This is a genomic window from Aeromonas hydrophila subsp. hydrophila ATCC 7966 (assembly GCF_000014805.1).
Taxonomy (GTDB): Bacteria; Pseudomonadota; Gammaproteobacteria; order Enterobacterales; family Aeromonadaceae; genus Aeromonas; species Aeromonas hydrophila.
The window spans coordinates 585050-603722 of sequence record NC_008570.1 but is presented as its reverse complement, the minus strand read 5'-3'; the positions used below and the strand labels follow the sequence as shown (position 1 = coordinate 603722).

The window sequence follows — 18673 nt, the reverse complement described above, 5'->3', positions numbered from 1 at the left end:
CTACTCCAAATCATTATTCTGACAAGCCGACATAAACGTCGTAGAGCTGTCCTTGCCGCTCGACGGTGACGGTCATTTCCGTTGCGCCAGCCACCTGCTGCATCGCCTGCATGGCCTGAGCGTTATCCCGCAGATCCAGCCCATTGATGCTGACCGCCATGTCGTTGGCGACCAGCCCCAGTTGATTGAACAGTTCCGGATTGCTGCCCGGATTGAGGCGATAGCCGACCATGCGGCCATCGACCCGGACCGGGGAAATATTGAGGTAATCGGTGATCTTGCCGGGGTTGCCCATCAGCTCGTTGCGTACCGAGGAGAGCTTGCCATCCTGGTTGCCCGGCTTGGGCAGCGGCTTGCCGTACTCTTCCCCGTCCAGCATCAGGGTTTCGTCGCGGCCGTCCCGCTCGATGATGACCCGATCCGGGAACACCTGGCGGATCTTGGCCTGGGTACCATCGATGAGATCACCGATGCCGTAGGAGTTCTGCAGCCCATTGTGGGCGATGATGGCAATGGATTTGGCGGGATCCGAGCTCGCCAGCACGCCGTTAAGCTGGGCGTTGAGCTGGGTCTTGGGAGCATCGGCTGCGACAACATCGGCCGCCTGGGCCTGCTGTTTGGCCTTGCCGAACAGTGCCAGCCGGCTGACGCCGCTCAGGTCGAGCCGGTTTGCACCCTGGCTCTGATTGGCGACCACCGACGGTTGCCAGGACTGGCTGACGGGCCGGCTGCCGAGATCCAGCAGACGCCAGGTGAGACCGGCACACTGGTGGGCCAGCAACAGCAGCAGAAGCCAGAACAGAGGCTGGCTGAATCGGGAGAGTGGCACGGTTTTACAACGGGCCAGAAGGGAGCTCAACAAGTCATCCCTGAACGGTAGCGTCATGTTTATCAATATTTTCTGGCATCCAAATCGGTTGGCTATTGTGTACGGCAATGGACCCAGAGACAACCGACCGGATGGGATGAAGCTGCGAAAATTGACATTCCGTCACACCATCAGCCCCCCTGTTTCTATCCCGGGGCCCGCCTCTGGTATAATCAGGCACCCCTTTCAGCCATTCCGGAGTCGATTCATGCCGAACCCCGCAGAAACCCCAGCCCTGGTCCGTCTCGACAAGTGGTTGTGGGCGGCACGTTTTTACAAGACCCGCAGCCTGGCCCGCGACCAGATTGAAGGGGGCAAGGTGCATTACAACGGCCAGCGCAGCAAACCGGGCAAGCATGTCGAGGTCGGCGCTCTCATTCGCTTCTGGCAGGGTCAGGACGAACGGGAAGTGCGGGTGCTCGAGGTGAGCGAGCAGCGCAAGTCCGCCCCGCTGGCCCAGCAGCTCTATGAAGAGACCGAGGCCAGCCTGAAAAAGCGGGCCGAAAACAGCGAGGCACGCCGCTTCAACAGCCAGTTTGCGCCAAGCCCCGAGCGTCGCCCCGACAAGCAGGAGCGGCGCCAGCTGATCAAGGTCAAGCAATATTGACCCGCCAAGATGGCCCTTTTATGACGACAGTTGCCGGAATAAGTTCCTAACCAGCTGTTTATTAATGTTTTTATCTATTTACCCCACCGAAGAACCCAGGAATGCATGATGAGTAACCAAGATCTCCTGTATCGCTATCTGTTCGAAGAGTACGAAGTCCGGGGCGAGCTGGTCCAGCTGGACCACACCTACCGCCACGTGGTTGAGGCCCAGAACTACCCGGTACAGGTGCAAAAACTGCTGGGTGAACTGCTGGTCGCCACCAGCCTGCTGACCGCCACCCTCAAGTTCGAAGGCTCCATCACGGTGCAGCTGCAGGGCAACGGCCCGGTACGGCTGGCCGTCATCAACGGCGACAACAATCAGCAGCTGCGTGGTGTGGCCCGCTATGAAGGGGAACTGCCGAGCGACGACAAGCTGCAGAGCCTGATCGGAGAAGGCCAGCTGGTCATCACCATCACCCCGGAGCAGGGTGAACGCTATCAGGGCATCATAGCGCTGGACGCCGACACCCTGGCTGGCTGCCTGGAGCACTACTTCGCCCAGTCCGAACAGCTGGCGACCAAGCTGTGGATCCGTACCGGCTACCACCAGGGTGAGCCGCGCGCCGCCGGCATCCTGCTGCAGGAGCTGCCTGCCCAGAGCGAGGATCACAGCGACGATTTCGAGCACCTGACCCAGCTCACCAGCACCATCAAGGATGAAGAGCTGTTCGGTCTGGAAGCGGAAGAGATCCTCTACCGCCTCTACCACCAGGACAAGGTGCGGGTGTTCGATCCGCAGGCGGTCGAGTTCCGCTGCACCTGCTCCCGCGCCCGTTGCGAAGGGGCTCTGCTGCAGATAGAAAAGGAAGAGGTCATGGAGATGGTGCAGGAGCTCGGCAAGATCGACATGCACTGTGATTATTGCGGCGCCCAGTACCAATTTGATGGGATCGACGTCGAAACCCTGTTCAGCAGGGCTCCCGGTAATGATGCAAACAAGTTACACTAATTGAAGGCGGGCAAAACCCGCCTTTAACTTAAATAACAAAAAAATACCCTATTTTATAAAGTTTGATGGCGATCGCTAAACTCTACCACCTAAGTGATAGGATGAACGCCAGATAGAACCCTACCAACCTCTGAACCCAGGAGAATACAATGACAATCGTGGCAGAACCCACCCTGGCCAAGCAATTAGGACTGGACCAGTACGGTATCAAGAACTCCACTGAAATCCTGCGCAACCCTTCCTACGACCAGCTGTTCGCGGAAGAGACACGTGCCGACCTGGAAGGGTTCGAGCGCGGCGTGGTGACCGAACTGGGCGCCGTCAATGTCAATACCGGCATCTTCACCGGCCGCTCCCCTAAAGATAAATATATCGTCAAAGACGCCACTACCCAGAATACTGTGTGGTGGTCTGACCAGGGTAAAAACGATAACAAAGCCATCAGCCCGGAAGTGTGGTCACATCTGAAATCCCTGGTGACCAAACAGCTCTCCGGCAAGCGCCTGTTCGTGGTCGACGGCTTCTGCGGTGCCAACCCGGACACCCGCCTGGCCGTGCGCATCATCACCGAGGTGGCCTGGCAGGCTCACTTCGTGAAAAACATGTTCATTCGCCCGAGCGATGAAGAGCTGAAAACCTTCAAACCGGACTTCGTGGTGATGAACGGTGCCAAGTGCACCAACCCGAACTGGAAGGAGCAGGGTCTCAACTCCGAGAACTTCGTCGCCTTCAACCTGACCGAGAAGATCCAGCTCATCGGCGGCACCTGGTACGGTGGCGAGATGAAGAAGGGGATGTTCTCCATGATGAACTACTTCCTGCCCCTGCGCGGCATCGCCTCCATGCACTGCTCCGCCAACGTGGGTCAGGACGGTGACGTGGCCATCTTCTTCGGCCTGTCCGGTACCGGCAAGACCACCCTCTCCACCGATCCCAAGCGTCAGCTGATCGGCGATGACGAGCACGGCTGGGACGACGACGGCGTGTTCAACTTCGAAGGCGGCTGCTACGCCAAGACCATCAAGCTCTCCAAGGAAGCCGAGCCGGACATCTACAACGCCATCCGTCGCGATGCGCTGCTGGAGAACGTGACCGTGGCGGCCGACGGCACCATCGACTTCGACGATGGCTCCAAGACCGAGAACACCCGGGTCTCCTACCCCATCTATCACATCGAGAACATCGTCAAGCCGGTCTCCAAGGCGGGTCACGCCAACAAGGTGATCTTCCTGACCGCCGATGCCTTCGGCGTGCTGCCCCCGGTCTCCAAGCTGACCAAGGAGCAGACCAAGTACCACTTCCTGTCTGGCTTCACCGCCAAACTGGCCGGTACCGAGCGCGGCATCACAGAGCCGACCCCGACCTTCTCCTCCTGCTTCGGCGCAGCCTTCCTCTCCCTGCACCCGACCAAGTACGGTCAGGAGCTGGTGAAACGGATGGAAGCCGCCGGCGCGGAAGCCTACTTGGTCAACACCGGCTGGAACGGCACCGGCAAGCGCATCTCCATCAAGGATACCCGCGCCATCATCGACGCCATCCTGGATGGCTCCATCGAGAAGGCCGAGACCAAGGTGCTGCCGATCTTCAATCTGGAAGTGCCGACCGCCCTGCACGACGTGAACCCGGCAATCCTCGACCCGCGCGACACTTACGCCAACAAGGCCGAGTGGGATGCCAAGGCGGTTGACCTGGCAGGACGCTTTATCAAGAACTTCGAGCGCTTCACCGACAATGAAGAGGGCAAGCGTCTGGTAGCGGCAGGCCCGCAGCTGTAACAGCCAGCCCGTTTACTGCCAATCTCATACCGGTCAGCCCAGCTGGCCGGTATTTTTTTGAGCAGAGCGCGGCGTTTGACTCCCGCCAAACCTTGCCTTGTGGGCCCTTGCGCGTTAGATTCAGCCCAACTTTATACAATATACAATTTTGTAACGATTCCCCTGTGACCCGATCATGACCCCACCCTACAAGACCCGAACCCAAATGGTGATGGAAAACCTCCGTGGCCGGATCCTGCGCGGTGAGTTTCCCGCCGGCGCCCCCCTGCGTCAGGACGCCATCGCCAAGGAGCTGGCGGTGAGCCGCATTCCGGTGCGGGAAGCCCTGATGCAGCTGGAAGCGCAGGGGCTGGTGAAGTTCGAGGCACACCGCGGCGCCGTGGTCACCATGCTGGACGCAGCGGCCATCGAGGAGCTCTTTTATTTGCGAGCCCTGCTGGAAGCCGATACCCTGTTCCACGCCGTCGACCTGATGACGGAGGAGACCTTCGCCAGGGCGCAGGCGATCCTCGCCCAGTTCGACCAGGCCCTCGAGTCGGGCACCCAGATCGAACGCTGGGCCGAGCTGAACCACAGTTTTCACGCCACCCTCTATCAGGCCGCCGGCCGCCCCCAGGCACTGGAGCTGATCGCCCAGATCAATCTGAGCTGTGACCGCTATGTGCGCTTCGAGCTGCTGTTCGCCAGCGATGGCGTCGACAAGGCCGAGCGCGAGCACGCCCAGCTGCTGGAGCTGTGCCGCGCCCGCCGCAAGCACGAGGCGGTGGTACTGCTCAAGCAACATATCGAGGCGGCTGGCCAGTCCATCAAGCGGATCCTGGACAGCGGCCACAACCACTGAACACTCACATCACAACAATCTGGCATTAACGACATGAATCATTTCGAGATTATTGAAACCCGCGTCGCCCAGGTCAGGGCCGAACTGGCCATGATGGAGCTGGACGCCTTCATCGTCCCCCACGACGACGAGCACCTGGGGGAGTACATTCCCGCCTACGCCGAGCGACTGGACTGGATCACGGGTTTCAACGGCTCCGCCGGCCTCGCCATCATCCTGGCGCAGCGGGCGGCCCTGTTCATCGACGGTCGTTACACGGTGCAGGCCCGCATGCAGGCACCGGCCGAGCTCTTCGAGTTTCTCCATCTGGTGGAAGATCCCCATGTGCAGTGGCTGGCGGATCAGCTGCCGTCCGGCTCCCGGGTCGGCTTCGACGCCCGCCTGCACAGCCTGGCCTGGTATCACAATGCCAAGGCGGTGCTGACCGAGCGCGGCATCGAGCTGGTGCGGGTGGAGCAGAACCCCATCGATCTGCACTGGAGCGATCGCCCCGCCCCCACCAAGAACCCGGCCATCCTCTACAGCGAAGCGCTGGCGGGCCAATCCAGCCAGGCCAAGCGCGAGATGCTGGCCAGCGATCTGCGCAAGCGCGGGCTGGATGCAGTGCTGCTGACCCAGGCCGAGCCCATCAACTGGCTGCTCAACCTGCGTGGTCGCGACGTGGAGCGGCTACCGGTGGTGCTGGGCTTCGCGGTGCTCTACGCCAACGCCACCATGGATTTCTTCGTCGACACCGACAAGATCGACTGCTTCGCCTTCAGCCAGCACGTGGGGCAGGATGTCTCCGTCTACCCCATCGACAAGCTGGGTGACGTGCTGCAGCGCATCGGTGAAGACCAGCAGAAGGTGCTGGCCGATCCCAACACCGCCAACGCCTGGACCCAGCTGGTCATGGAAGAGGCGGGCGCCATCCTGGTGGCCGGTCAGGACCCGACCATGCTGCCCAAGGCATGCAAGAACGAGGTGGAGCTGGCCGGCATGCGCGCCGCCCATCTGCGCGACGGTGTCGCCGTCACCCGCTTCCTGGCCTGGCTGGATCGGCTGATCGCCAGCGGCGAGTTCGACGGGGTGGATGAAGGGACCCTGGCCGATCAGCTGGAAGCCTTCCGCCGCGAGCAGGAGCACTACGTCGAGCCGAGCTTCGACACCATCTCGGCGCTCGGCCCCAACGCAGCCATGTGTCACTACCGCCACACCAACGGCACCCCGCGTACCTTTGGCCAGGACAGCATCTATCTGGTGGACTCCGGCGCCCAGTATCTGGACGGCACCACCGACATCACCCGTACCCTCAAGGTGGGTGAGCTGACCGACGAGCACAAGGCGATGTTCACCCGGGTACTGCAGGGTCACATCGCGCTGGATCAGGCCCGCTTCCCGCGCGGCACCGCCGGCATCCAGCTCGACGTGCTGGCCCGCCAGCCGCTGTGGCAGGCCGGTTACAACTACGACCACGGCACCGGCCACGGCGTCGGCCACTTCCTGAGCGTGCACGAAGGCCCGCAGCGCATCGCCCCCAAGGGCAGCCTGGTGGCCCTGCAGCCGGGCATGGTGCTCTCCAACGAACCTGGCTACTACCGGGAAGATGCCTTCGGCATCCGTTGCGAGAACCTGGTGGTGGTCACCGAGCAGGAGCAGATCGGCGAGCTGCCGATGCTCGGCTTCGAGCGGCTGACCTATGTACCGTTCGATACCCGCCTCATCGATCGCAGCCTGCTGAGCCCGGCCGAGTTCCGCTGGATCAACGAGTATCACGCCGAGGTCTACCGCCGCCTGAGCCCGCTGCTGGAAGGCGAGGATCTCGCCTGGCTGGAGCAGGCAACCAGCCTCATCTAAGCGCAGACAAGCAGAGCTGTCTGATGAAACAGGGCCCGCGGGCCCTGTTTTTTTGCCCGCCGGTTTGACCTGTATCAAGACCCCGTCGCCCCAGGTCCGGACAATGCCCTGCATGACGACCCATCACTCCCACCCCGCGCGCCCGGCCCGTGCCGACAAGGCGCCCGTGCATCCCAGGCTCAAGCGGGAGCAGCAGACGGTCAGCGCCATGATCCGCCTCTACTGCGACCATCATCATCAGGATCCCGTCTGCCGGCACTGCCAGCAGTTGCAGGAGTTTGCCCACCAGCGGCTGCGCCGCTGCCGCTATGGTCACGGCCACAAGCCCACCTGTGCCAACTGCCACATCCACTGCTATGCCCCGGCCATGCGCAAGCAGATCCAGCTGGTGATGAAGTGGAGCGGCCCGCGCATGCTGTGGCATCACCCCTGGCTGGCCCTGCGCCACCTGCTGGACAGCCGCCGCAAGGCCCCCAAACGACCGGGCAGCCGTCCTCTACCGCCCTGAGCCGGAGCGGCCCTGCCGCTCAGCGCCCCAGACCCGCTTGCATCAGCCCGGCGGGCCCACTACCCTGTGGCTCCTTTTTGACTGCCGCCCGGCAGCACGTACGACACCACAGGAGCCCGGATGCACCAGCCCCCCGTTTTGAGAGTGGCGCGCCACACCGACATGCACGCCATCTGGCAGATCGACGTCAATGTATTCGGGGAGGATGTCTATCCCGGCTTCTTCTTCCGCCAGGCCATGGATCTGTGGCCCGAGCTGCTGCTGGTGGCCGAGCTGGACGGCAAGCTGCTGGGCTATGCCCTGGGCGGACTGGGACAGGATCGGTCGCAGGGCTGGCTGCTCTCCTTGGCGGTGCTGCCGGAGGCGCGCGGCTTCGGCCTGGCCGAACGCATGATGCTGCAGGTGGAGCAGTCACTGCTGACACTGGGGATCGAGCGGGTCAGACTGACGGTGGATCCGGCCAATCCCGCCCAGCGCCTCTACTTTCGACTCGGTTATCAACAACTGGCCGAGGAGCGCGACTATTTCGGCCCGGGCGAGGATCGCCTGCTGCTGGAAAAACGGCTCGGCTGAGCCGGCGGTGACAGGGTTTGCGGGGCCCGGGCCTTATAATTGGTTACACTTTGCTGGTTTCATGCTCAATCCGGTTGGCGTAGAGTTGAATCACTGACCGAACAAACCAGATTAGATGCCAGCCCAGGAGGCCCATCATGTTGAAACGCATTACCCTCATCGCCCTGTTGGCCACCACCACCGCCACCACCCTCAGCGGCTGTGCCAACAGCGACGTCTACTCCGGTGACGTCTACACCAAGGATCGCGCCAAGCAGGTGCAGACCGTCAGCTACGGCACCATCCTCTCCACCCGCCCGGTCAAGATCCAGGCCGATGAGAACTCGCTGATCGGCACCATTGGCGGCGCCGTGGTCGGCGGCCTGCTCGGCAGCACCATTGGCGGCGGACGCGGCAGCGACATCGCCGCAGCCGGTGGCGCCATTGCGGGTGCGGCAGCGGGCAAGGCGGCCGGTGACAAGCTCAACCAGGTGGACGGTGTCGAACTCGAGATCAAGAAAGAGAACGGCGAATCCATCGTGGTGGTGCAAAAGGCCAGCCCCACCTTCGTGCCGGGCGCCCGGGTCCGTATGACCCAGGGCAATGGCACCATCAACGTGGCCGTGGTCAACTAAGCCCTCCGCCCATGAAAAAGCCCTCGCAGTGCGAGGGCTTTTTTTATTGCCATGTCGGCCGGAAATTACTGACGGATCAGCCGGAAGATGGCGTAGCCAGGGTGCTGGGCATCATCCATCGGCAGGGTGGACTTGTACTCCAGATCCGCACCCGCCAGCTGTTTGGCCTCCTCACGGGGCGAGGAGTAGAGCCGCACGTCCACGTTGGCCGGCAGGGCCTTCATGTGCCAGTTGTTGTTGGCCGCCGGGCTGAAGCCGGCAGGGTTGTCGGCAGACTGGGCCTTCAGGTACTGGGCGATGATCTCGCGCGTCTCGAAGGGGTCTTCATGCACTATGTTGCTGCCGTCGATGCCCGGGAAGTGGCCGCCGCCGCTGGCGCGGTAGTTGTTGGTCACCACGTAGAACTTCTGGGTCGGATCGATGGGCTGACCGTTGAAGGTGAGGCTGCTGATGCGCTGGCCGTCGCTGACCTTGGCCCCTTCCTTGTTGTAACGGGCCGGCTGGGTGATATCCACCTCGTAGTTGACCCCATCGATCACGTCGAAGTTGTAGGTGGGGAACTTCTCGTTCACCAGCCACTGCACCTCGGTCTTGCCGGTGTCGATCTGGTTGAACTGGCCGGCACTCATCTCCAGCCACTCCTTGACGGTGGCCCCGTTCACCTCGACCACCTGCAGGGTGTTCGGATAGATGTAGAGGTCGGAGACGTTGCGCAGGGAGATGTCACCCTGGGCCACATAGGTGAAGTCATTGATGCCGTTGCGACCGCCACGGAACGGCGCCGCCACCGACAGGATGGGGTAGGACTCCTTGAGCAGGCCGTCTTTTTGCAGCTGCTCGGCATGCTTGCGCTGGGCATCGCTCACCAGCTGCACCGAAGGATCATCCTGCACTAGGGCGAAGAAGCTGTGGATGGAGGAGGTGATCTTGCCGAGCGGCTCGTCCAGCCACTGGTTGGTGGCGTCGTGGTCGGCCTGCACCAGGTCTACCACCCGCTGATCCACCGCGCTGCCCTCGCTGGAGTCGATCTTGCGCAGGCTGGCCTGGCTCTGTTTCACCTGCCACTTGCCGTCCACCTGCTCCAGCTTGAGGTCGATGATGCCGAGGTGGTTGCCCCAGTAACCCGGCATCACGGTCGGAATGCCGCTCAGGGTGCCGGCCTTGTTGTCCACCTCCGGCAGATCCGGGAAGTCACCCGGGAAGTTCTTGTGGGCGTGGCCCAGCATCAGGGCATCCACCCCCTTCACCTTGGCCAGGTGCCAGGCCGAGTTCTCCATCATGGCCTCGTAGCTGCTGGCGTTGATGCCGGTATGGGCCACCACTACCACGATGTCGGCCCCCTTGGCGCGCAGCTCGGGCACATAGTGGTTGGCGGTCTCGACCATGTCGGCCACCACCACCTTGCCTTCCAGATGACGCTTGTCCCACTGCAGTACCTGCGGCGGGGTCAGCCCCAGGATACCGACCTTGACGGTCTGCAGCTGGCCCTTGTCATCCTTCACCTTGCGCTCCAGCAGCAGGTAGGGGGTGAACTTGTTGCCGCTCCAGTCTATTTGCCCCTTGGCATCGCGCTTGAAGGCGCCCGCCTCGAACACGTTGGCGTTCACATAGGGGAACTTGGCCCCCTGCAGGGTCTTGGTGAGGTAATCCAGCCCGTAGTTGAATTCGTGGTTGCCCAGGTTGCCGGCATCGTAGCCGAGCTCGTTCATCGCCTTGAACACCGGGTGGGCCTGCTTGTCGAGGTAACCGGCACCGGACTGCTCGAAGATGTAGTCCGCCAGCGGCGTGCCCTGGATCAGGTCGCCGTTGTCGAGCAGCAGGTTGTTGGGGTTTTCGGCGCGGGCCGCGCGGATCAGCAGCGCGGTGCGAGAGAGGCCAAACTTGCGATCTTCCTTGTTCTGGTAGTAGTCGTAGCCCAGTACGTTGGAGTGGATATCGGAGGTCTGGATCAGACGCAGGGCAACCTCACCCGGTTGCGCCTTGCTGTCGTTTTCATTGCTACAGGCAGATAACAGCACGATGGCTGCAATAGCACCCAGCTTCATGGTTTTATTCACTGTCTTGTCCCTTTTATTATGAGTGTCGCTTTACCAGCGACGGGAATTTAACAGACGAATATGTCAGCGCATGAAGCCGGGATTAATTTTTATGAGGTGCGGCACAAAAATAGCCTATGACGCCAGCAGAGCCCCGCTCGCCAGCTGCAACGCCAGCCCCAGCATGATGAAACCAACAATAGTATCAATAGCTTGCTGAACCCTACCGCGAGCGAGCCAGGGTGAGAGGGCGGCCGCCCCGAACGCCAGGCTGTAGAACCAGACCAGCGAGGCCAGCATGGCCCCCGCCGCAAAGGCCGGCCGCAACTCTTCGGCAAACTGGCTGCCGAAGGAGCCGAGCAGCATCAGGGTGTCCAGGTAGACGTGGGGATTGAGCAGGGTCACCCCGAGGGTCATGGCCAGCACGCTCTTGACCCCCATCAACTGGGGCGAGTCCGCCAGCTTGGCTCCCTGCCCGCGCCAGGCACTGCGCAGGGAACGGATACCGAACCAGCCGAGAAACAGCACGCCGCCCCAGGTCAGCAGGGCCAGTCCGATCGGGCTGGCCGCCAGCAGGTTGGCCCCGCCAAACACCCCGATGCCGATCAGCACGAGATCGCACAGGCAGCAGAGGGTCGCCGTCAGCAGATGGTGGTTGCGGTGGATGCCCCGACTCAGCACGAAGGCATTCTGGGCACCGATGGGAATGATCATGGCAAGGCCGAGGGTGAAGCCTTGCAGGGTGGTAGCAAACATGGATGAACCGTCCAGCAGAGTGATTGGACGGCACTATAAGGGGGCAGTTCTATTTAGAGAAATTCATTGATCTGCTGAGCCATTGGTTTTGCTAATGACTGCAGGGCAGGCATAACCCCTTCGGGGCAGAAGGGCCGCCATTCGACCATGACTGTCAATTGCAGGATCTGACAATTGTTAGCCAATCACTCTGCCCCGAGAATCATCGGGTTTTATTGCATCAGCTTGGGGAAGTTGGTGACCACGACCTGCTCGAGATTGGGCAGCAAAATGCCACTGCTCACCCCCTTGGCGATGGCCTGGTAGCGATTCATCGACCCCGTTTTACGGGTGACCTGATTGAGGTGGTAGTTCACGGTTCGCTCCGTGATCCCCAGGATGCAGGCGATTTCACCCGACGTTTTCCCTTCACTGGCCCAGAACAGGCATTCGGTCTCCCGGTCAGTCAGGGCCTCCTGAGGGTCATCTTCCCGCAGACTGACCCGCACAATCCGGATCGCCGCCTCGAAGATGTAGTTGGACATCCAGGAGAGGATGGGCGAGGACTCCAGCAGCAGATCGCTCGATGCCCGCTCGGCGGTGATGAACGACAGTATGATGCCGTTCTCCCCTGCCGCACCGTGCAACGGGAACGAAATTCCGTTGCGCAGCCCGAACTCCGCCGCCAACCCCATCACGTCAAGACTGCCCTCTTGCAGAAAACGCGCCCGCTCATCCAGCCGGTTCCAGTAAATGGGCAAGGTCTGCTTGCGGGCTAATTGAATGATGGGATCACAGGCCAGCATATGGTTGGCCGTGTAGGCCTGCACCCAGGAGTCTGGGCACTGGTTGAACAGCACCACCTTGGGTCTTTGCATCGACATGGGAATGATCAGCGCAAACCGGTAGTAGTCGTAACCCATACCGAGCGTGAACCGACCGATCAACTCGGCCAAACGATCCCCGTCCGTTACCGAAGTGAAATGTTCGAGGTACTCAAGCAGTTGGTCTTGTTTCATATGCTAGCCCCCCTGGCCAGGGCCTCGATTATAGCGCCGAACACTGAAATGGAGACATCTGAATGCTTGTTTTCAAAGGAAAATTAAAAGAACACCCCAGATGGGAGGTAGAAAACGAGCTTTATCGCTTTCGCAATCGCGTCTTCTCCGATCGCCTCGGCTGGGATGTGGAATCCCACCGCGGTCTGGAGCAGGACAGTTTCGATACCCCTGATACCCACTGGGTGCTGATCGAAGACGAGGAAGGCCTGTGCGGCTGCATCCGTCTGCTCAGCTGTGCCCAGGATTACATGCTGCCCAGCATCTTCCCCACCGCCCTCGCCGGTGAAGCCCCGCCGCGCAGCAACGACGTGTGGGAGCTGACCCGCCTCGCCATCGATGCCGAACGGGCTCCCCGGCTCGGCAACGGCATCAGCGAACTGACCTGCATCATCTTCCGCGAGGTCTATGCCTTCGCCAAGGCGCAGGGGATCCGCGAGCTGGTTGCCGTGGTCAGCCTGCCGGTGGAGCGGATCTTCCGCCGTCTCGGCCTGCCCATCGAACGGCTCGGTCACCGCCAGGCGGTGGATCTGGGCGCCGTGCGCGGGGTCGGGATCCGCTTCCATCTGGATGAGCGTTTCGCCCGTGCCGTCGGCCAGCCCCTGCAGGGTGCCTATGACGAGGCGCGCGAACTGGTCACCGAATAAAGGCGACACAAAAAAATCCCGGGGTAAGACCCGGGATTAAAAGTTCTCGCTATGGCCCGTTTCCACCCCATGCAAAAACGGACGCAAAGGAGTATCTCTTGAATACCTTTTGACCACCACTGTCACATCTCACAGTGACAAATCCGCTTTGACCCCACAGCCCTTGTCACGCCTGGTCTGCCGACATTTTCAGCGATCCCCGGTTGTTCTCCCGCCACCACTTGAGTAGCATCCCTTCTCAATTCCCTCTGTTGATAAGGCATGCTGATGAAGGCGTTGGATTACAAGCTGCTGCTGGCGCTGGATGCGGTGATGCAGGAGCAGAACTTCGAGCGGGCCGCCCAGCGCCTGCACATCACCCAATCCGCCATCTCCCAGCGCATCAAACAGCTGGAGCAGCAGTTTGCCGAGCCGCTGCTGATCCGTGGCCAGCCGCTGCAGGCCACCGCGCTCGGGCAGAAGCTGCTGGCCCACTACCGTCAGGTACGCCAGCTGGAGCTGGAGCTGGCCGGTGAACTCTCCCCCGCCGAGCCGCAGGCGCCGATCCGGGTCAGCATCGCCGTCAACGCCGACAGCCTGGCTACCTGGTTTCTGCCGGCCCTGGCCCCGCTGCTGGAGCAGCACCCCATCGAGCTCAACCTGCTGGTGGATGACGAGAGCCGCACCCTGGATCGGGTGCGCGAGGGGCAGGCGTTCGGCGCCGTCAGCCTGCACGGCCAGCCGCTGGCCGGCTGCTGCGTCGACGAGCTCGGCGAGATGCGCTATCTGCTCACCGCCAGCCCCGCCTTCGTCGCCCGCCACTTCCCGCAGGGGCTGACCCTGGCGGCGCTGGCCAAGGCGCCGGCGGTGGCCTTCGATCAGCGCGACGACATGCACGTCAGCTACATGGCCCGCCACTTCGGGCTGGAGCCCGGCGGCTACCCCTGCCACACGGTGCGCTCATCCGAGGCCTTCGTCGCCATGGCCGAACAGGGGCTGGCCTGCTGCCTGATCCCGGAATTGCAGATCCGCCGCCAGCTGGCGGAGGGCAGCCTGCTCGATCTCAGCCCGGACCAGCATCTGGTCGAGCGGCTCTACTGGCACCGCTGGGTGCTGGAACGGGGGCTGCACAAGCAGATATCCCAGCGCCTGATCGAGCAGGGTCGCCGGGCACTGCAACCCGGCTGAACCGGCCATTCACCTTGGCTTTGGAGGGGTAAAAACGTATAGTGCTGGGCGATCCGTCATCAGGTCTCCACCCAGGTTTTCCACTTCAGGTTCCTCACTTATGTTCCAAGACAATCCGCTGCTGGCCCAGCTCAAGCAACAAATCCGCGAAAACATCCCCAAGAAAGAGGGTGTGATCCGCGCCTCCGATCGAGGCTTCGGCTTCCTGGAGGTCGATGAGAAGACCAGCTATTTCGTGCCGCCTCCCTACATGAAGAAGGTGATGCACGGTGACCGGGTGAGCGCCCTGATCCGTACCGAAAAAGAGAAGGAAGTGGCCGAGCCGGATGCCCTGCTGGAGCAGTCCGTCACCCGTTTCGTGGCCCGCGTCAAGATGTTCCGCGACCGCCTCAACGTGGTCGCCGATCACCCGCTGATCAAGGATGCCATCAAGGCCCGCGTCAAGAAGGGGCTGGACGAGAAAGAGTTCAAGGAAGGGGACTGGGTGGTTGCCACCCTCAAGCGTCACGCCCTGGTGGACGGCAACTTCTCTGCCGAGATCACCCAGACGATCGCCTCGCAGGAAGATCACAACGTGCCCTGGTGGGTGGTGCTGGCGCGCCATAACCTGGCCCAGGTCGAGCCGGCGGATCTGCCGGAGTGGAAGGTGATCGAAGAGGAAGAGCTGCCGCGCACCGATCTGACCGCGACCCCCTTCTTCACCATCGACGGCGCCAAGACCAAGGACATGGACGATGCCCTGGCCATCCGCAAGCTGGACAACGGCTGGGAGCTGCTGGTGGCCATCGCCGACCCGACCGCCTACGTGGCCGAAGGGAGCGAGCTGGACAAGGAAGCTGCCCAGCGCGCCTTCACCGTCTACATGCCGGGCCGCAACGTGCCGATGATCCCACGCACCCTCTCCGACGAGCTCTGCTCCCTGAAAGAGGGCGAGGAGCGCAACACCCTGTGTGCCCGTCTGCTCATCGCCGAGGATGGCCTGCTGCTGGAAGAGACCGAGTTCTTCGCCGCCCGCATCAGCTCCCACGCCCGTCTCACCTATGACGACGTCTCCGACTGGGCCGAACACGGCAAGCAGCTGGATATCGACGCCGGCGTGCTGGCCCAACTGCCGCTGATGAAGGCGATGACCGAGGCGCGCATCGCCTGGCGTACCGAGCATGCCCTGGTATTCCCGGATCGTCCCGACTACGACTTCGAGCTGGGCGAGAACGGCGAAGTGCTGGCCATCCACGTCGAGCCACGCCGCATCGCCAACCGCATGGTGGAAGAGTCGATGATCGCCGCCAACATCTGTGCCGGCCGCGTGCTCGGCAAGCAGGTCGGCTACGGCATCTTCAACGTCCACACCGGCTTTGACGAAGAGTCCCTCGACGGCGCCATCGATCTGCTGAAAAGCGCCGAGGCCCCGTTCGAGAAGGAAGAGATTGCCAGCCTGTCCGGCTTCTGCGCCCTGCGCCGCTGGATCGACAACCTGGACACCCGCTGGCTGGACGGCAAGATCCGCCGCTTCCAGAGCTATGCGCTGATGTCCGCCGAGCCGGGCGCACACTACGGCCTGGGGCTGGATGCCTATGCCACCTGGACCTCACCGATCCGCAAATACGGCGACATGGTCAACCATCGCCTGCTGAAGGCCGTCATCGCCGGCAAGACCCCGGGTGAGCGCCCGAGCCTGGAGCTCACCGAGCACCTGACCGCCTGCCGCCGCCTGCACCGCATGGTGGAGCGCGACATCGGCGACTGGCTCTATGTCCGCTACCTCAAGGCCGATGCCGGCACCGACAAGGTGTTCAACGCCGAGATCATCGACGTGATGCGCGCCGGCCTCAAGCTGCGTCTGCGCGAGAACGGCGCCGTGGTGTTCATGCCCGCCCGCCATATCCTGGACAACAAGGATCGGCTGGAGTGCAACTGGGACAATGGTCGCGTCTATCTGGACAAGACCGAGGTGGTCTACGAGCTCGGCCAGATCATCGAGGTCAAGCTGACCGAAGCGGTGGAAGAGACCCGCTCCCTCATCGCCAAGCCGGCGGTGGAGCTGGTGCCGGGCCCGGCGCCGGTCGCCCCGACCAGCGAGGCCGATGCCACGCCTGCCGACGAGGCCCCCAAGGCCGAATAAGCCAGGCCTCCCCACCTTGTAAAAAGCCCGCACTCTGCGGGCTTTTTTATTGGACCATGCCACCCGCCGAGTCCGGCGATCATTTTTTGTACGCGCCGAGCTTGCCAGTTGCTCGTTACGGGCATAGAGTGAACCCACAAATGAACGAACGTTCGCTCATGTTAAGTTTTCAGGCAAGAGGCATCCCCATGACCACCAACAACCTGCGGCTGGAGCAGCGACGCGAACAGATCATCCAGGCGGCGCTCGGCTGCTTCATCGAGCGGGGCTTCCACCAGACCGGCATGCGCGACATCGCCGCCGCCGCCGGGGTGAGCCTCGGCAACCTCTACAACCACTTCGCCCGCAAGGAGGAACTGATCGCCCTGATCGCCTCGCTGGAGGCGGCCGAGCTGCAACCCCTGCTGGATGAGCTGGTCCAGGGGCCGGCCCGGGCGGCGCTGGCCCGCTTCGCCGCCGGCTACCTCGCCTGGTCGCTGACCCCGGAGAACCTGCTGCTCGGCACCGAGATCCTGGCCGAGCTGACCCGCCACCCCGAGATGGCAGCCACCTTCGCCAGCAACCAGCGCCAGCTGTGCGATACCCTGGCGGCGGCGGTGCGCCGTGGCCAGCAGGCGGGGGAGCTGGCTGCACACCTGCAACCGGATCTCACCGCCCAGCTGTTGCTGGACGCGCTGGAGGGGCAGGCGGTGCGCCACGCCCTGGCCCTGCATCCAGAGCAGGCACCGGTGGAACAAAGGTTGCCGTCCCTGCTGGACCAGTTGCTGGGTCCGGCCCGCTGATCACCCCAAGGAGTCACCACCATGACGACCCCGCACAATCGACTGGAAGGACTGGATCTGGCCCGTGCCATGGCGCTTATCGGCATGGTGCTGGTGAATTTTCGCATCGCCATGGGGGTGTTGGCGGGGGGGCCGACCTGGCTCAAGCCCCTGCTGGATGCACTGGAAGGGCGCTCCGCCGCCAGCTTCGTGGTGCTGGCCGGCATCGGGCTGGGGCTGTCGACCCGCAAGCTGGCGTGGTCGGCGGCCATGAGCCACACCGCCAGGCGGGCCCTGTTCCTGCTGATCGTGGGGCTGCTCAACTACCTGGTGTTTCCGGCCGACATCATCCACTACTACGCCGTCTACTTTCTGCTGGGGGCCTGCTGTCTCCGGCTTCCCTCCCCCTGGCTGCTGGCTCTGATCCCGCTGCTGGCGGCAAGCTTCGTCGGCCTGCTGTTCCTGCTCGATTACGATCGGGGCTGGCAGTGGCACAGCTTCAGCTATCCCGAGTTCTGGACCCTGGCCGGCTTCATCCGCAATCTGCTGTTCAACGGCTGGCACCCGGTGGTGCCCTGGCTGGGCTTTCTGCTCTACGGCCTCTGGCTGAGCCGCCAATCTCTGGCCAATCCGGTCACCCAGCGCTGGCTGCTGGCCGGCGGGGTGAGCGCCATGGCGCTGGCCAAGGGGCTGTCGCTCTGGTTGCCGACCCTCTTGCCGGCCCCCGAGCTGGCGCCACTGCTGGCGACCCAGCCCATTCCCCCGGCGCCGCTCTACCTGCTGTTCGGCATGGGCGCGGCCAGCACCCTGATCGCCCTCTGCCTCTGGCTGGGACGCGCCCTGCCCGAGGCACGCTGGTGGCGAGTGTGGCTGCCGGTCGGCCGGCAGACCCTGACCCTCTATCTGGCCCACATCATGTTCGGCATGGGAGTACTGGAGGCGATCGGCTGGCTGCAGGGGCAGGATCTGCCCGAGGTGGTGCTGGCCGCCAGCCTCTTCGCCCTGGCGGCGCTGCTGTTTGCCAATCTATGGAGTCTGCGTTTCGAGCGAGGCCCTCTGGAGTGGCTGATGCGTCGCCTCTGCGGCTGAAGAACATCATGAAAAACTGAAAGTGGGTTACAAAATAATTGATTCATTGGTTATTTGAATGTTGATTCAACTAATCCATCGTCAATGCCTTCACTTTTCAGGTCAGGCGAATTGCTCCAATTGAATACAAATAATAGAAATGAGAAACAGATCACATTGACATCGGGTTTGCGCAAACAGCAAAGAGTGATTTCTGTCACATAAAAACGATACCGGCGGCAGCAAAGATCGAAATGTAGCCGAAATACAGAGAGTGAATGTGATCGACATCACTATGAAGGGAGGGGGGTGGTCGGGGTATTTGAGAGCTGTGTCACAAGACACCCCGTTTTCAGCCTAATTTGATCACAAGCTGGTAGATTGAAGTTGCTTAGACGACAGGGATGGCGGTTCGGCAAAACCGGCCAGCCCGACTACCACTTTTAATCAAACAGGCTTAAAAC

The 18673-nt window shown here is 62.2% G+C and carries 17 protein-coding genes; 13 read left to right on the top strand and 4 right to left on the bottom strand.

The window, feature by feature from the left end; genetic code table 11:
* Positions 1-13 precede the first annotated feature (13 nt).
* Positions 14-862, bottom strand: coding sequence for a GspC family type II secretion system variant ExeC (gene exeC, locus AHA_RS02845; protein ID WP_272481873.1), 849 nt, complete (start codon positions 860-862; stop codon positions 14-16).
* A gap of 214 nt (positions 863-1076) precedes the next feature.
* Between exeC and hslR the strand changes: the two genes are divergently transcribed.
* The 8 genes from hslR (at position 1077) to AHA_RS02805 (ending at position 8615) form a co-directional block, all read left to right on the top strand.
* On the top strand, positions 1077-1475 hold the full coding sequence (gene hslR, locus AHA_RS02840; RefSeq protein WP_041216200.1) for a ribosome-associated heat shock protein Hsp15: 399 nt from the start codon (positions 1077-1079) through the stop codon (positions 1473-1475).
* Positions 1476-1583: 108 nt separating this feature from the next.
* Positions 1584-2468, top strand: coding sequence for an Hsp33 family molecular chaperone HslO (hslO, locus tag AHA_RS02835; RefSeq protein ID WP_024943636.1), 885 nt, complete (start codon positions 1584-1586; stop codon positions 2466-2468).
* A gap of 149 nt (positions 2469-2617) precedes the next feature.
* Positions 2618-4243, top strand: a complete 1626-nt coding sequence (pckA, locus tag AHA_RS02830; RefSeq protein ID WP_011704536.1) for a phosphoenolpyruvate carboxykinase (ATP) — start codon at positions 2618-2620, stop codon at positions 4241-4243.
* A 175-nt stretch (positions 4244-4418) separates the two neighbouring features.
* The gene (locus tag AHA_RS02825) at positions 4419-5084 is read left to right on the top strand and encodes a GntR family transcriptional regulator (RefSeq protein WP_011704535.1); all 666 of its coding nucleotides are present in this window, start codon (positions 4419-4421) and stop codon (positions 5082-5084) included.
* A gap of 33 nt (positions 5085-5117) precedes the next feature.
* Positions 5118-6920 (top strand): aminopeptidase P family protein, encoded by a 1803-nt coding sequence (locus AHA_RS02820; protein WP_011704534.1) that lies wholly within the window; start codon positions 5118-5120, stop codon positions 6918-6920.
* A 112-nt stretch (positions 6921-7032) separates the two neighbouring features.
* A complete protein-coding gene (locus AHA_RS02815) occupies positions 7033-7428 on the top strand; it encodes a nitrous oxide-stimulated promoter family protein (RefSeq protein ID WP_045791081.1) in 396 nt (131 codons plus the stop codon).
* Between the two features lie 120 nt (positions 7429-7548).
* A complete protein-coding gene (locus AHA_RS02810; protein ID WP_011704532.1) occupies positions 7549-8001 on the top strand; it encodes a GNAT family N-acetyltransferase in 453 nt (150 codons plus the stop codon).
* A 137-nt stretch (positions 8002-8138) separates the two neighbouring features.
* Complete coding sequence (locus AHA_RS02805) at positions 8139-8615, top strand: outer membrane lipoprotein (RefSeq protein WP_005308463.1); 477 nt, start codon at positions 8139-8141, stop codon at positions 8613-8615.
* A 65-nt stretch (positions 8616-8680) separates the two neighbouring features.
* Here AHA_RS02805 and AHA_RS02800 read toward each other — a convergent pair whose 3' ends face one another.
* The 3 genes from AHA_RS02800 to AHA_RS02790 all read right to left on the bottom strand — a co-directional run bounded on the left by AHA_RS02800 (position 8681) and on the right by AHA_RS02790 (position 12405).
* Positions 8681-10660, bottom strand: coding sequence for a bifunctional 2',3'-cyclic-nucleotide 2'-phosphodiesterase/3'-nucleotidase (locus AHA_RS02800; protein ID WP_164927533.1), 1980 nt, complete (start codon positions 10658-10660; stop codon positions 8681-8683).
* Between the two features lie 126 nt (positions 10661-10786).
* Positions 10787-11407 (bottom strand): L-lysine exporter, encoded by a 621-nt coding sequence (gene lysE, locus AHA_RS02795; RefSeq protein WP_011704530.1) that lies wholly within the window; start codon positions 11405-11407, stop codon positions 10787-10789.
* Positions 11408-11619: 212 nt separating this feature from the next.
* Positions 11620-12405: a LuxR family transcriptional regulator gene (locus AHA_RS02790; RefSeq protein ID WP_011704529.1), complete on the bottom strand. Its 786-nt coding sequence runs from the start codon at positions 12403-12405 to the stop codon at positions 11620-11622.
* 62 nt (positions 12406-12467) lie between these two features.
* Here AHA_RS02790 and AHA_RS02785 point away from each other — a divergent pair, with 62 nt between their 5' ends.
* The 5 genes from AHA_RS02785 (at position 12468) to AHA_RS02765 (ending at position 18230) form a co-directional block, all read left to right on the top strand.
* A complete protein-coding gene (locus tag AHA_RS02785; RefSeq protein ID WP_011704528.1) occupies positions 12468-13091 on the top strand; it encodes an acyl-homoserine-lactone synthase in 624 nt (207 codons plus the stop codon).
* Positions 13092-13358: 267 nt separating this feature from the next.
* Positions 13359-14258: a LysR family transcriptional regulator ArgP gene (locus AHA_RS02780; RefSeq protein WP_011704527.1), complete on the top strand. Its 900-nt coding sequence runs from the start codon at positions 13359-13361 to the stop codon at positions 14256-14258.
* 100 nt (positions 14259-14358) lie between these two features.
* On the top strand, positions 14359-16380 hold the full coding sequence (locus AHA_RS02775; protein ID WP_011704526.1) for an exoribonuclease II: 2022 nt from the start codon (positions 14359-14361) through the stop codon (positions 16378-16380).
* Between the two features lie 188 nt (positions 16381-16568).
* Positions 16569-17162 (top strand): TetR/AcrR family transcriptional regulator, encoded by a 594-nt coding sequence (locus AHA_RS02770; protein ID WP_164927532.1) that lies wholly within the window; start codon positions 16569-16571, stop codon positions 17160-17162.
* A gap of 21 nt (positions 17163-17183) precedes the next feature.
* Complete coding sequence (locus AHA_RS02765) at positions 17184-18230, top strand: DUF418 domain-containing protein (protein ID WP_011704524.1); 1047 nt, start codon at positions 17184-17186, stop codon at positions 18228-18230.
* Positions 18231-18673 lie beyond the last annotated feature (443 nt).